A 14,572-nucleotide genomic window follows, 5' to 3' on the forward strand; every position below is an offset into this window, starting at 1 on the left:
TTACAACCTCCGACTGCCAACCTGAGGCAAAGTAGAGGGCTCTACATTCAATACCCGTTCGGGTGACGTACCACTTAAGGCGGCAATAAGATTTGAAATTTGTTGACTGCTCGAGTAGCCCTGACAGGCCGCACGATTTGGAACGAACCGTTCGAGGGTCCTGCTCGACCATGCATCGAGAAGCTGCTCAAAGACAGTGGCCACCTCCTCAGGAGCATCTGCATCCGCAATCAGCACGCTCCCAACTTGGTTAAGAATGCGGCGTGTTTCATCATGAGGCACAACTCCAATAATTGGCCGTCCTGCCTGGAGATAGCCGAATAGCTTTGCGCCCGCCACAAGTTCATGTCCTGTCCTCTGCGGGTATCGTCCCAATATCAAAAGCGCGTGTGCTTCTTGTTGGAGCCGACGAACTTCCGCGCTTGAAGTCGGAGGAAGAATCTCAACAACATTACGTAGACCTAGCCTCTCAACACGCTCTGACAGTTCCCGAAGTCCCTCACCAACAAACCGAAGCTTCAACCGAGCGGCACTCCCTCGATCTTTATGCCTTAGCTGGACAAGTCCTTCGAGGAGAGTGTCATAGCGATAACTGCTTAGCATGCCAGCATAGAGAACTATACACCGCTCACTCGGTACGTGAGTAAATGCTTCGACCTCTCCTTCGAAACCGTTTGGAATAATATGAATCTTGGTTTTGTCTAATGCACCCGGAAACGCCTGCAAATAGGACTCTGCGATGGATTCAAACAGAAACACGACAGCTTGAGCCTGCTTGAACATACTAGAAATGAACTGGTCGTCAATTCTCTTAGCCCACCCTGGGCGCTTGCGCTCTTCCGGATAATACCCAAGACCCCAGGGATCACGGAAGTCCAGGACATAGGGAATTCCCGTCGCAATCGATGCTCGATACGCAACCACACCAGACGAGAGCGGTCCGATAGTGGCCCATATAACGTCTGGCCGATTTCGCTGGCAGGCTGCTATAGCTTCTCGAGTTGTAGGTCCTATCCAGGGCATGGCCAGATCAGGGCGATACACGCAAGCCTCCAGCAACCTCACTCCCTCACGAAGCCTCGTGCGCCAGGAGGCATGATGTCCCGCAACAAGCTTCCGGGATTCTTCGACCGATGAACTAGCAAGCTTGCTCACAAGACGCACTTCGCGCCAGGACTGCATGGCTCGCCAGGGATCTCGCCCTTTGACTCGAATAATCGGAGTCAGTGGTGGCACCTGGCTCAAGAGCGTCGGATCATGCCGTTCATACTTGTACGGCTCACTGGAGATAACTGTGGCGCGCCAGCCTTGACCTACCAACGCCTTCAAGAATCGAAGAGGACGATACACTGCAGCATTCCCCTCCGGAGGGAAATAGTATGCGATCATGACAAGAGATTTGAAATCCATAAATATTAGAAACAGTGGGGCATGTGGCAACCAACAGGGGAACGGAAACGGCACCTATAGATACTCCAACGACACGTCCCATTTCTTTCCCAATTCGACATCCCATCTGCCAGGCTGCATCTTCATCATTCCAGCGGTAGGAGTAAAGGTCAACTCTCCGAAATAGATACGCCCGGCAAGGTTGTAGAGATCAACCCGAACGAACCCAAAACCAATGGACAGCCGGGTTGCGAGGGAAATCATCTCCTCCAGATGATCCGGTCTAGGCCTGTCTGGCCTGGACTTCCCAACGGAATACGAAAGATCCAACGCGTTCCATGACGTATCGTAGAACGAATGACTATCACGCGCGAAATTAATCACCTGAATCAGCTCCGGCACACCATTAAAGCACCAAATCTTATAGTCGAGCGGCAGGTTCCCATCATGATCCCGCAGACATTCTTCTAGCATTATCTGGGGTTGAATATTCAAATACTGGCCTTCCCGGGATACCCAGTAGAAATTGCCACCGATCCACTTCCTGCAGGTTGCAATGATCGCATCATGGTCAACTGGCTCCCTGGCCACGATCACCTGTCGGCTCGCATGATTTGATTTAACCACGTACTCAATCGGTAAGGCATTGAAGGGAATCAAGGCAGGATTTTGACCGTGCCAGAGAAGCAGTGGTAAGTACTTATTTCCAACCTTACTTGCCACATACTCCCTGGCAGAGAGCTTATCGGCTAACTGTACAAAGATGGGAGGCACGACTCGATTCCAGGCAAGCATCCTCCAATAGAGCTTTTCCGTGAAAGTCTGTGGATTCATATCGGTGAGAGGTCTCCCATGTACACAAAGATAGCGCTGCTTCAAAATGGCTTCACCATCCGATTGACGAGTCAACTGCTGCTTAATGCTTCGCAATCGGTTAAAGATAGCGTAGACCCAGGTACCGTGCAGACTGTCTCGAAAAGTAGAAGCTTCTATTGTCTTGAAGGAATGTGCCATCTTGAATGCTCTCTTCCGAAGTTCTAGCTAACCGCCAGCCAATCTCTTTCTCCAGGGGAAGCCCCCTTCGGGAAGGCGACTATTTCACTGTTAAATATCCCTGCAGTCATTCTCGGCTGAGGAAGAGAGTTTAATAGCTCTCAAGAACTCTTCCCATGCCCATTATTCTCCAAGCGTGGTTTCGGCACACCCTCAGCGGAATGAGACAACTTCCCCGCAATCCTCTTGAAGGTGTGTAGCGGATTCAATATCACATCAAGCACCTCAAGGATCACAGCCCTGATGACCCTTGCCATGTTCAGCGACTGGCCGATTCTACCCAGAGCAGTCTTCTGATATTCCCAAAACCCGTTCTCTTTATTTCGGAAGACCCGATCGCCGAGAAATGCGTAATACTCATCTCTCCGTCTTTTAAGCATGACCGTAAGTTCTTTCTCGCTCAAGTATTCCTGCCCATATTTCGTCACATGCTCAAATCTCCCGAATGGGGTGAACCCATACCGGCTACCACGACTGCTCTCCGATTGAGGATGCGAGCGTTCAAACGTCAACATCTGATGCACGAAACCGAAATCCCGCTCACGGAGGATATCGAGACACACCTCCATATCACAGTGAGGATTGGCCACATTATAGAAGTGTGGTCGTTTCCTCACCTCATCAGCATGAATCAGCATCGCCGATGGTGATCCAAAAACAGACGGCAGGCCAAGAAGCGTCATGCGGCAGATATCTCGACCAGAGATAACACGACTTGTATAGGGCAACGCCTGCACCGTTATACGTATGTTTGTCAGGCGATAGGAACTGACAATTGCAATGGTGGGGTGCGCCTCCGCCAGCTTCACCATTTCCATGAGACATTCCGGAAACATCCAATCGTCCGCTTGAACAACCTTGCAATACTTACTGCCCGGCGAGATCTGCTGAAAAGCAATGTTTCCATTTTCATCGCAGCCGACGAATTCTGAGTTGTTATGGATTCGAATCCGTTTATCTTTTTTGGCATAGGCTTTGGCGATCTCGAGAGTTCGGTCCGTACTACAATTGTTGACGATGCAATATTCCCAGTTCTGATAGGTCTGCCCCAGCACACTTTCAATGCATTCGGCCAAATATTCTCCTCCATTATAGACCGGTGTCACTACGCTCACTACCGGCTGGGATTCGGAGTTCATATTGATCAACGAATAGTTTATCATCAAATCATCAACGTCATGGAACACGCTCACAATCGAATGGGTACGCGCATTGCAGTGCTTTAGATGCCGAATCAGAATCTTTGATGAGTATCGACACTTAGCAGATTAGACTGAATGCTCTCGGAACCTACAAGAGTACTCCATTCTAGGAGCGGCCTTACCACACCTCGGAGCTTTCCTGCAAAATCACCACGCGCCGAGTCACCCTCACAGGTATCAACCACGGAGAAGGCCACCACTTGGCGTTCATAGAATTGCATCACCAGGGGATCTAAGGTCTCCAAGGCCACGCTCAGAAACATCGTCCCCTCAGTAAGGAAATTACCAGGAATCCAGGCCGTGCTTCGGTAGCGACCAGGCGGCCTGACACGCCCTCGCCACGCTGGATCAGTCTCAGGAGTGTCGAGTAGACACACCCCTTCCTCATTCCACAACATGATGGAAGGCATAAGTTTGTAGCCCGGCTTGAGCACGTCATATTCCATCTCAAGACCCACCGGCTTTCGGATATCAAACTTCTCCGCAGAGTGACCATCCTTGGTGCGAACCCGTACCGCTCGTAGCATAGCCACCTCACCTTTGGGAGCTTTAAGCGGGTCCAGCCATTCACGGGAGGACATGGTGCCAAGTTCCGAGTGCAAATACGCGTTGACCACTTCGTGAGAACTTCCATCTCGACACAGTTTCCCTTCTTCCAACAAGATTCCACGCTCACATAACCGTGTCACCGCGGGCATATTATGACTGACAAAAAAAATCGTACGCCCTTCTTTGGCCACTCCCTCCATCTTGCCCAAACATTTCTTCTGGAAGGCAGCGTCACCGACTGCCAACACCTCATCGACGATCAGAATCTCTGATTCCAAATGGGCCGCCACGGCAAACCCTAATCGCATGGCCATTCCACTGGAATACCGTTTTACCGGTGTATCGATAAACTGCTCTATTTCAGCGAACGCCACAATTTCATCGAACTTTCTGCTTATCTCAGCCCGCTTCATCCCAAGAATGGTTCCGTTTAAGTATATATTCTCCCGTCCAGTCAGCTCACTATGAAACCCTGTCCCAACCTCTAGAAGTGCTGACACACGACTATCAAGTTCGATCCGACCATCAGTTGGTTCCGTGATACGTGAGAGCAGCTTCAGTAAGGTACTCTTTCCAGCACCATTTCGGCCGATGATTCCCACCGCTTCACCACGTCTCACCTCAAACGATACATTCTGTAGAGCCCAGAAGAAGTCTGCATCACGCAGTGACTCAGAGGATTCACCGCATCCAGCACTTTTTCCTCCAAGATCGTTTCGATTCAGTAAGGACTTGAGGCCTGACATCAGATGATCACGCAAGGTGCCATGACCCTTTTGTCGTGCCCCCAGCCTATACCGTTTCGAGAGTCCATCGACGCGGACAGCGATATCACTCATTAGAATTTAAACTCTTGTTCAAATAATATCAGCAAACTGTCTCTCCATCTTCCTGAAATACACTAAACCTGATATCACCACAAGCAGAAGTACGATAACGCTCTCCACTATCAAGGTCCAGTCCGGAGCAGTCCGCCCTAACAAGGCCCAGCGGAAGCCTTCAATGACTCCCGTCATGGGATTGAGACCATAGAGCCATCTCCACTGTTCCGGAACGAGGCTGACCGGGTACACAATCGGCGAGAGATACATCCAGATCTGAATGACAAAGGGAATCGCATGCCCAACATCCCGATATTTGACATTCATAGCGGCAGTAAATAGGCTCAGACCAAGGGCGGTCAGCATCGCAAGCACTATAAAAGCCGGCAATGTGACCACTTTCCAGCTAAGCGGAATGCCTGCATAGAGGAGCAGCCCAAACAACAGCACCATGGACAGCGCGAAATCAATGAGTGGCGAAACAACCATAGCAAGGGGAAGCCATAAGCGTGGGAAGTAAATCTTGCTGACTATTTTTGCATTGGTAACGACGCTTTCACCCGCACGAGTCACCGCTTGCGCAAAATAGGTCCACGGGAGCAGAGCTGTGAGTGAAAAAACAGGGTACCAAACTCCATCGGAAGGCACCTTGGCTAACATGCCAAATATCGCCGTAAAGATCAGCATGGTGATCAACGGCTGCAGAATGACCCAGGCCACTCCAATCGCTGTTTGCTTATAGCGGACCGTGACGTCTCGCCAGATGAGGATGTACCCCAACTCTCGGTACTCCCAGAGAGCAGACCAGTCGATATCCAAGAGTCCGCTTCTCTTTTGTATGATCAACTTCCGCCTAGGAAGGCTTAGTCCTGCGTCCACGTGAACATTGCTCTCCATATTAGTCCCGCCTACTATTTCCACTCCGCAGTCAGAAAGAACCCAACCATATGGCGAGAGAATTGGTATTGAATAGAAGATGCGTCACTCTTGACATAGTTAAAGGTATACGAGATATCCGCAGTGATGTCTCTCGTCAGCTTATAGGTAAGACGCGGTGTTCCAGAAAAATTCTGAAACGTCGAATTAGTACTAATGGTCGGTTGGAAGAATTCGTTGTACCCAAAGGCAGCCTCTCCCTCAAGAGTGAGCCGTTCATATATTCGGTGACTGATGCCGACCTGCCCAACATTGCTAAGAACGGCGCCACCCACGAGAAACACTGATGGCCTAGCCTCCCGAAAAACTACCACCCGAAGTACCGTATCCCGCTCAATGTGGTTGCTGACTTGCATGCTGCCCGTAGGGAAAGTCCCACTACCTGGTTCGACAAAGGTCACTCCGGCTTCAACCTTGAACTCCCATTCCTGGATTTTCTTTTCGTAGTTCCCTGCCAAGGTAATTATGTTGGTAGCAAATGACCTACCACCGGATCGCGACTGGAGTATGAAACTCTGTCGATACACGGCTGCAATACTGTCGTTTTTCGAAAGCTGATACCGAGGCCCTCCAAACCAGGTATTGCTCGTAGTATTGAAGAATCTGACATCAGTATTACCATCTCCTCCCACAATACTGCCAAACCTTCTTATGCCTAATGTATAGCCTCCCTCCAATGCAAAGTCTCTCGATATTGGATATGAGCCAGTCACAGCCGTTGTGTTAGTGAAGGTATTCGCTCGAAACGCCTGGAGACCGGTAAAAAATGTATTATCCTGGGCAATTGCCTGCCTCACGCCGGTCACAAAACCAGGAGATTGCGGGGTATATCTAAAGTTTTCCGTGACGCGCAACCTGCCCCCCCTGACATACTGATCGACCCATCGATCCAATCCAATAGTGCCGTTGACCTTTGCATTAAAAAAATTCAGACTGGTATTTTCCATATACGCATTGAAGTCTCCTCCAAGCTTCAGCTTAGCATCAATATCCCGAGTCTCGTGCAACAATTCCACCGCTCCGCCAACGGCGGTCACATAGTCGTCCAGACGCGTACCTGATGGCAAGAACCCTGCTGGTCGTGACCATATATTCGTGTCGTAATACCCCGAGACGTGCGCGGATGGGATAACCGTTGTTTGTGCATATCCATCGCTTACCTGGAACAGCCCAGAGACAAGCATTGTAATGGCTATTGGTCTAAACAACCAATTCAGTTGAACATGGCTACGACAGAAAAATAACTTCACTAGTTTTCCTTTCAGAATTGGTCGTGAACTTACCAGGAACTAGGCGGTATATCTGTCGATATTACCCGCTAGATAGATCACAGAGGCATGGGAGTGGCTCATAATCCAACCATCACCCAGCAATGATCATGGCACAACCAGAGTATCACCAGACGCCAACACGATGTTCCCCGGCTCGCCACGACCACTCACGAGATCGTCGTAACGGAGTGGAATATGGATTTCTTGACGTTTATGGCCTGGGCTTTCAATCACTCGCACAACCTGCAGCCTATTCTTACTGGCATAATTTGTAAACCCTCCAGCCATAGAAATGGCCTGGAGCACCGTTACATACGACTTCAGTTGATACTTTCCAGGCTTTGTGACTTCACCCAACACAAACACTGAATAGCTATTAAGTTCCTTCACGTTGACCGAGACCGAAGGGTTTTGGATATAGCCTTTCAAGCGTTCCGTGATCTGGGCTGCAAGCGCATCAGCCGTAAGTCCCGCAGCCTGGATATCTCCAATAATAGGCATCGACACATACCCATCCGGCCGTATCAAGGTGACACGTGACAAATCCGGGTTCTTCCAGACATTAATCTCAATTTGGTCTTCAGAACCCAGGAGGAATTCTGTCGGTACGTCGGATGCCTTGTACTCCCTTGATGTAACTGGCCCGAGACAACCAACTTGAGCCACCATTGAACACACCACAAGGCCGATTGACAAAGCTCTTGGCAAAAGAAGAAGCGATCTTGCTGTCCTTCCTGCTCGCGCATAATAGTCCACTGTCGCCATCCTTTCTGGTAGTCTCTATCGACCAGGAAACACCACCATCGACTCACTGGGAACAACAAGAGTATCGCCAGGCTTCAGCTCAAAGTTGTCACTGATACCACTACGAAGCACAATGTCATCATAACTCGCGGTGAATCGCTTCATGCCCGGAGCTGTCTCAGTAAACCGGAAAATGACGATCTGATTTCTTGCGGCCGTTTCCTTAAATCCCCCTGCCATTGTAATTCCTTGCAAGAGCGTTGTCCTGCTCTTGAGTGGGTATTTACCAGGATGGGCGACTTCACCCAGGAGAAAAATATTGGAGCTATTGACCTCCTTCAAGGTCACTGCAACGACCGGGTTTTGAACATACTCCTTCAGCTTGTTCGTCATTTCCTCAGCCAATTTGGTGGGAGTCTTCCCTACAGCCACGACATCACGAATGATCGGCATTGAAATTCGTCCATCCGGGCGCACTTGCACCTGCCTTGACAAATCAACGTTCCGCCATACAGTAACATCCAACACATCTTCAGCGCCGATGACATATTCTGTACCAACCGCATTCGACAGCTTATCCATCGTGACCTGACTACTTGCTTTCTCGGTCTGCCCTGTGGTCGATGGCAAGAGGGGAACATCTGTTGGAATCTTTCCGCCATCAGGTTTGGGTAAACCCGATTCACTGAATGCGGTGCTAGAGGTGAATGCCACCGCTCCCAATAGAATCATATACCACAAGGCATATTTCATAACCTTGGTCCTCCTTGAATCAGACTTGCTAGGCATAGCGACGAAACACGGGCTTTACTGGACGACCAACAAGATACCTATCGAGCCCCTCATCCAGTGCTTTTCGGTAAACCTGCAACGCTTTGTCAATCACCTCAATCGTCCTATCGATATCGGTATCCGTGTGACTACTACTCACAACAAACGAAGGAGCGAGAACCCCTCCCTTGATTGTCTCCTGAAGAAAAAGAGTTCTGAACGCCTGAGATGGAGTCTTCTCGCCGTCTAGAGTGGCATAGATTTGACAACACGGCTTTCCCAATACCTTGAAGTATTCCTGCAAGTGATGCTCGCCTATTGACTTCCGTACTCCTCTTTCCAATCTCTCACCCGCCCGCCACATCGTTTCAATGACAGGTTCCCGTTTATATGTCCGAATGACCTCCATAGCAGCCGCCAGACTATGAGTTTCAGCACCGTGTGTCAGCGATAGTAAAAACACCCGCTCATGCTCATGATCCAATCCTCCAAGTCTCATGATCTCTCTTTTTCCGACTAGTGCCGAAACCGAGAAGCCGTTGGCTAAGGCTTTGCCAAATGTCGACAAGTCAGGGATGATCCGGTGATATCCTTGGCCACCGCCATTGTGCCATCGAAAACCACAAATCATTTCATCAAGGATAAAGACCGACCCATTCTTCCTACAAAGCTCCTGCACTTTCATAAGAAAGCCATCCACGGGCGCCGTCTCTTTCTCCGGCTCCAAAATGAGACACGCAATTCGTCCGGGATACTGCTGAAACAGCGCTTGAACACTTTCTATAGAGTTATAAGAAAACTTGACCGTGAGTTCTTGAGTCACCTTCGGAATACCAGTAGAAATCGGAGTGGATCCGATAAACCAATCATCCCCAGAAAAAAATGGATGGTCAGCACAAACAGCCACCAGGTCTCGTCCCGTGTATGCACGGGACAGTCGTATGGCAGCACTTGTGACATCCGAGCCGTTTTTCCCGAACTTCACCATTTCAGCCCCTTCTATAAGGCTGAGCATTTCCTCCGCACATTCAACCTCTATCGGCGAAGGTCTTGTAAAGCTACTGCCCTCCTGCATGTACTTGCGGGCAGCACCGAGGATACGCTCATCTGCATACCCCAAGGTCACGGACCGAAGCCCCATGTTGTATTCGATAAACTCATTGCCGTCGACGTCCCAGACATGACATCCACGCCCTTTGATGAGAAACCCTGGAGCTTGCTCAGGGTACTGATCATCACCCCTGGCATAGGTGTGACACCCTCCTGGAATGAGAGCATGCGCCCGATCTTGCAATGCCTTCGACTTATCAAATCTCATAGTCTGACTTCTACCCTACAATTGCCTACAACGTTAACAATACCACCATCACATCGAATATGGCCCAATAGGTCGGTCCCCGTACAGAGCAATACACTGATTTCCGCGCGCTCTCCGTTCCCCCAGTTATCCCCAAATACCAAATACTTATTCCAAATTCAGAAAACAACAGAGTCTACGCGGCACATCGTCAGACATATCTCAATAAATACTCCTTGAGTTTTGAGCTAGCAATCGACATCGCGACAACATCAACCATGTCCATCGTCTTAGCACCACATGTGGAGGGGGGACACTAGCTCAATGTCCGTCATCTGGCTCTTCAATAACATTATCAGTGTATCAAACCATCCGACGAGACCAAACAAAATGTTCTGAAGGCGACCAACAGCGAACTTCTCCGGCGCGAACAAGTAGCCTCAATCTGCTCCGTCACGTACGGTTGCCGCGATACAACCTCAGTGATCCTGCTTCTCCTCGACTGCGTAGACAAGCTTTCCTTCACCAACCGTTTCATCATCATAGAGTGCAACGAGTTCATCAGAAATGTGAGCCAAATCAGTCGCCCGCAAATAGTCCCTCATTGTGGTCCCAGAGCACTCTTCATCTACCCGAGGAGCGCCTTTCCGTTGCGCCACATCATCAAGGCTGACTACACGAAAGTCGATACTAAACCTCGTTTTCCCTGATGTATTGGGGACGCTCGAGTGCATCTGTGCTGCAGAAAACAGCACAATACCTCCCGCTGGCACGATCAAACGGACCTGCGGCTCCATCGAAAGAGGTTCTGTCGGCCTTGGCAAAGGCCGAGGATCCTCTTTCAAGAACTTTGCGACATGAGCCCCTCGATTTTGTTGATTCCATAAATAGTAGTTGTACCCTTTGGAACTGTTTTTTACAGGCGTATTCCAGTACTGGGGGTGAAACGCCATGGCGTTGGTCGACTGAATATCATAGATTGGAATCCACCAATTGATCTGACATGGGGGCGCCGAATACCACGTGTCCCGATGGGGATGCCACGCATACGCAATTCCAGTCGTCAAATAGTTATCGCTGGTGGAGCTTCGCATCTTCGGGACATCAAAGTATGTCTTTTCGAGATTACAACCCATCTCCTCAAAAATGTTCCGCATGAGCATCTTGGATTCAGGGTGATGGATAAAGCTTGGTTTGAGCTTTCCAAGAATGTCGGCATACTGCTCGACTGATAAATGGAATTGAGCCGTCTCCGGGTCATACGGGGCAAACGCCTCCCTGATCATTTTCCGAGCAAATTCAATAAACGCGAGGCTGCTCTTGCGCGGTGAATATACCAGCAGTTGACCATGATAGAGTTCGTCTCGACGTCGTTCATCTGAAAATGAAGGGTCATAATACACTGTGTTCATAGGTACTTCTCCCTTAGGCGTCGCCCGACCTTCGATACTCTTTCAACAGTCCAACTTCTACCAACGCTTCGGCCGCAGATTGAATCTGCCCGAATGGAAGATCCGCACGGCCTGCAATGTCTAGCAGCGCATGCCGCCCATCGGACATATTCAATACCCAAAGAAGCGCGAGCTCTCTGGACTGGTATTCTTGCTGCCCCGCAATGGTACGATACAGACCCCTCCGTCCCAATTGTGGTTCACATCGTGGGTTCTGATTCACATACACTCGATTCCCCTCCAGCAACTCGAAGACCGTTAGGCAATGCGTATAGGACTGAGTAAGGGACTTAGGCCGTATGAGGCTCAGATTGTCCGCAGACGAGTGATACTCCGGGTATTGGCTATGTGGTGTCCGCATAAAACATCCAACAGGCAAATTAAAGCCCGGAGAGCAATACTGCCGCTCATCATAGCCGTACGGGGAAAAGTCAATGATGGCATGCGTCTCCCCAGAATGTTTCAAGACATGCATCATCGCCCGATCGATCTCCGTATTGCCCTGACGACTTTTTTTATAGGTGACATTTCCCGCATCGCCCACCCCCGTCAACACAAGCCCATGCCGAATGCGAGACACCGCCTGCTCATTCTGAGCCAGCCATGTAATCGATCCAATAGTTCCTGGGACAAAGAGAAACCGGTATGAATATCGCCTTGAGCGAGCAGCCAGGGTTTCCGCGAGCTTCACGGCGACTGCAATGCCAGACAAATTGTCATTGCACAATGATGGATGGCACACATGGCATGACACGAGAATTTCATCGGAAACTTCACCCGGCAAGTAGAACTCGCCGTACGTCAGTGAACCAGAATGAAGTGTCGAATCAATGACGACATCGTACTCGCCATCAGAAAGCCTCTCAAAATCAGCGTGCCGAATGCAAAATCCCCAATTCTCCTTGTAATAGGACGTCCGATATGGAATCCACTCAGGATAAGCCGGCAGGCTGAACAGATGCGGACGCAATTCCTCGAGGGTCATCTTTTTTCGAACCGGCACGCTGTAACCCATGAGATGCAAATTGTGTGATTGAAAATCGATGACTCGTTTACCTGCCCCGTTCATCACATAAGCATCAGATACATTCCACTCCAAAGGAACCGTCCAATCAAATACCTTTGTCCCGCTAGGAACTTCCCGCATTTCCAGCGAAATACGTTGCCCAATTATCCGAAGAGTTTCTCGAACACCATTACCAGTAATACTCCGGCAAATTGGGTAGAGCTCTTTTATCAAACCAACTAGAGAGCAATCGGCTTCCACGTCACATCACCCGTTCAAATGAAACTGTGGCCACATTTGATCCTTCTCTGAGACAATCACGATAGGCTCGGGCCACTCAATGTGCAACAGCGGGTCATCCCATCGAATGCCACGCGCAGTAGAAGGCGCATGGAACTCCGACATGTGATAGGAGACTTCGGAGTTGTCTTGCAGCGTGAGAAATCCATGGGCAAATTGTCTTGGGATATAAAGAGATCGATAATTATCTGCGGTCAACAGTAGGCCAACATGCTGCCCATAGGTTGGTGATGCTGGTCGCAAGTCTACAATGACATCATAGATCGCACCTGCAGTACAGCGGACTAATTTCACTTCCTCGCTCGGGGCAGTTTGGTAATGCATTCCCCGCAGGGTCCCTTTGCGACGGTTTACGGAAACGCTCGATTGAACCCACCTGGAGAAAAGTCCATGCATCTCGAACTCTTTTTGGCACCAGACCCTTGCAAACATTCCCCGTTCATCAGACACAGGCTCAGGGTCAAGAACAAAAGCACCCTTGAGAGAAGTTTCGGCAAAAATCATGAATACACTTGCACCTCAGGGATTGGGACAACGAATTTTCCTCCCCACTCACGAATGTAGCTCATCTGGTGCATCACCTCCACCCGAATATTCCAGGGCAAGATCAGGAGATAGTCGGGCTTCGTGGCACGCACTTGTTCTGGATCATAAATCGGAATATGGACACCAGGAAGAAAATGGCCTTGCTTATGTGGACTCCGATCTACGGTGTAGTCGACGAAGTCAGTACGAATGCCGCAATAGTTCAGGAGTGTGTTGCCCTTAGCCGGAGCTCCATAACCCACGACACGTTTCCCCTCATGCTTAGCGGCAATAAGAAAAGATAGCAACTTTCTCTTTGTGGCCTCCACTTGTTGACCAAACGAACGATAATGACTAAGGTTACCAAATCCGATCGCTTCTTCTCGTGACTTCAGCTCCTTTGCCCGCGTCTCAGTCGGCTTCGATGTATCACTTTCATGGCAGGCATAGATTCTCAACGATCCCCCGTGTGTTGGTAGCTCTTCTACATCAAACAGTTTCATTCCATGGCGAGAAAATACCCGCTCAACCGCGATGAAGGAAAAGTAAGAGAAATGCTCATGATAGATCGTATCAAACTGATTTTGTTCCACGAGTTGAAGAAGGTGAGGGAACTCCATGGTAATAAGACCTGTTGGCTTTAAGAGCACTTTCAGTCCACTCACAAAATCGTTCAAATCTGGAACATGCGCCAATACATTGTTTCCAATTATCAGATCTGCGGCCCATCCATCGTCCACCAGCCCACCCGCCGTCTTCTCACCAAAGAACGCCACCTTCGTATTGATCCCTTTCTCCCTCGCGACCTCGGCCACATTTGCCGCAGGTTCTACCCCGAGCACAGGGATGCCACGCGAGACAAAGTTCTTCAGAAGATAACCATCATTACTGGCGATCTCTACCACTCTGGAGTTTTGATTAAATCTGAATCGATCGACAATCATATCAACATAGGTCCGCGCATGAGCGAGCCATGAATCAGAAAATGAGGAAAAGTATGCATAGTCTGAGAAAATGTCTTGCGGAGTTGAAAACTGTTCCAGCTGAACCAGCAAGCACTTTTCACACACATACACATGTAAAGGATAGAAAGGTTCCATCCGATTGGTTTGTTCTGGCTTGATATAAGAATTAGCCAATGGAGACATACCAAGATCAACGAATGTGCGTTCTAGACATGCTCCGCATGAGCGACACGCCGATGGCTTCATGCCGAGATCTCCTTCCTTCCTTTAAAGATTAAGGTAATACTGAGGT

Annotated in this window: 13 protein-coding genes; all 13 read right to left on the minus strand. The window is 49.5% G+C overall.

What is annotated here, in order from left to right; all coding sequences use genetic code 11:
• Entirely contained in the window at positions 1–1,410 is a 1,410-nt protein-coding gene (locus tag COMA1_RS08780; RefSeq protein ID WP_141654280.1) for a glycosyltransferase, read from the minus strand.
• Between the two features lie 54 nt (positions 1,411–1,464).
• Positions 1,465–2,403, minus strand: a complete 939-nt coding sequence (locus tag COMA1_RS08785) for an ATP-grasp fold amidoligase family protein (protein ID WP_090747064.1) — start codon at positions 2,401–2,403, stop codon at positions 1,465–1,467.
• 140 nt (positions 2,404–2,543) lie between these two features.
• Positions 2,544–3,605 (minus strand): glycosyltransferase family 2 protein, encoded by a 1,062-nt coding sequence (locus COMA1_RS08790; RefSeq protein WP_141654281.1) that lies wholly within the window; start codon positions 3,603–3,605, stop codon positions 2,544–2,546.
• 71 nt (positions 3,606–3,676) lie between these two features.
• Entirely contained in the window at positions 3,677–5,032 is a 1,356-nt protein-coding gene (locus tag COMA1_RS08795; RefSeq protein WP_090747072.1) for an ABC transporter ATP-binding protein, read from the minus strand.
• An 18-nt stretch (positions 5,033–5,050) separates the two neighbouring features.
• Positions 5,051–5,860: an ABC transporter permease gene (locus COMA1_RS08800; RefSeq protein WP_245630966.1), complete on the minus strand. Its 810-nt coding sequence runs from the start codon at positions 5,858–5,860 to the stop codon at positions 5,051–5,053.
• 65 nt (positions 5,861–5,925) lie between these two features.
• Positions 5,926–7,017 (minus strand): outer membrane beta-barrel protein, encoded by a 1,092-nt coding sequence (locus tag COMA1_RS08805; protein WP_176697958.1) that lies wholly within the window; start codon positions 7,015–7,017, stop codon positions 5,926–5,928.
• Between the two features lie 309 nt (positions 7,018–7,326).
• Positions 7,327–7,890 (minus strand): polysaccharide biosynthesis/export family protein, encoded by a 564-nt coding sequence (locus COMA1_RS08810; protein WP_176697959.1) that lies wholly within the window; start codon positions 7,888–7,890, stop codon positions 7,327–7,329.
• Positions 7,891–8,001: 111 nt separating this feature from the next.
• Positions 8,002–8,718 carry a polysaccharide biosynthesis/export family protein gene (locus COMA1_RS08815; RefSeq protein ID WP_218055345.1) on the minus strand — a complete coding sequence of 239 codons (717 nt, stop codon included), beginning with the start codon at positions 8,716–8,718 and terminating at the stop codon, positions 8,002–8,004.
• Positions 8,719–8,746: 28 nt separating this feature from the next.
• Positions 8,747–10,054 carry a glutamate-1-semialdehyde 2,1-aminomutase gene (locus COMA1_RS08820; RefSeq protein ID WP_090747084.1) on the minus strand — a complete coding sequence of 436 codons (1,308 nt, stop codon included), beginning with the start codon at positions 10,052–10,054 and terminating at the stop codon, positions 8,747–8,749.
• A 458-nt stretch (positions 10,055–10,512) separates the two neighbouring features.
• Positions 10,513–11,445 (minus strand): phytanoyl-CoA dioxygenase family protein, encoded by a 933-nt coding sequence (locus tag COMA1_RS08825; protein ID WP_090747087.1) that lies wholly within the window; start codon positions 11,443–11,445, stop codon positions 10,513–10,515.
• A gap of 13 nt (positions 11,446–11,458) precedes the next feature.
• Positions 11,459–12,751 (minus strand): DUF4910 domain-containing protein, encoded by a 1,293-nt coding sequence (locus COMA1_RS08830; protein ID WP_090747089.1) that lies wholly within the window; start codon positions 12,749–12,751, stop codon positions 11,459–11,461.
• Between the two features lie 6 nt (positions 12,752–12,757).
• Positions 12,758–13,294, minus strand: coding sequence for a dTDP-4-dehydrorhamnose 3,5-epimerase (rfbC, locus tag COMA1_RS08835; protein WP_090747093.1), 537 nt, complete (start codon positions 13,292–13,294; stop codon positions 12,758–12,760).
• Positions 13,291–14,526 (minus strand): class I SAM-dependent methyltransferase, encoded by a 1,236-nt coding sequence (locus COMA1_RS08840; RefSeq protein ID WP_090747096.1) that lies wholly within the window; start codon positions 14,524–14,526, stop codon positions 13,291–13,293. Before COMA1_RS08840 ends, rfbC begins: the two co-directional genes overlap by 4 nt.
• Between the last annotated feature and the right edge of the window lie 46 nt (positions 14,527–14,572).

The organism is Candidatus Nitrospira nitrosa (assembly GCF_001458735.1).
Lineage (GTDB): Bacteria > Nitrospirota > Nitrospiria > Nitrospirales > Nitrospiraceae > Nitrospira_D > Nitrospira_D nitrosa.

Excerpts from the sequence above, each read along its gene's own strand:
- COMA1_RS08780 (WP_141654280.1), bottom strand. The coding sequence starts at position 1,410 with ATGGATTTCAAATCTCTTGTCATGATCGCATACTATTTCCCTCCGGAG.
- COMA1_RS08810 (WP_176697959.1), bottom strand. The coding sequence starts at position 7,890 with ATGGTGGCTCAAGTTGGTTGTCTCGGGCCAGTTACATCAAGGGAGTAC.
- COMA1_RS08790 (WP_141654281.1), bottom strand. The coding sequence starts at position 3,605 with ATGATAAACTATTCGTTGATCAATATGAACTCCGAATCCCAGCCGGTA.
- COMA1_RS08825 (WP_090747087.1), bottom strand. The coding sequence starts at position 11,445 with ATGAACACAGTGTATTATGACCCTTCATTTTCAGATGAACGACGTCGA.
- COMA1_RS08815 (WP_218055345.1), bottom strand. The coding sequence starts at position 8,718 with ATGAAATATGCCTTGTGGTATATGATTCTATTGGGAGCGGTGGCATTC.
- COMA1_RS08785 (WP_090747064.1), bottom strand. The coding sequence starts at position 2,403 with ATGGCACATTCCTTCAAGACAATAGAAGCTTCTACTTTTCGAGACAGT.
- COMA1_RS08820 (WP_090747084.1), bottom strand. The coding sequence starts at position 10,054 with ATGAGATTTGATAAGTCGAAGGCATTGCAAGATCGGGCGCATGCTCTC.
- rfbC (WP_090747093.1), bottom strand. The coding sequence starts at position 13,294 with ATGATTTTTGCCGAAACTTCTCTCAAGGGTGCTTTTGTTCTTGACCCT.
- COMA1_RS08795 (WP_090747072.1), bottom strand. The coding sequence starts at position 5,032 with ATGAGTGATATCGCTGTCCGCGTCGATGGACTCTCGAAACGGTATAGG.
- COMA1_RS08840 (WP_090747096.1), bottom strand. The coding sequence starts at position 14,526 with ATGAAGCCATCGGCGTGTCGCTCATGCGGAGCATGTCTAGAACGCACA.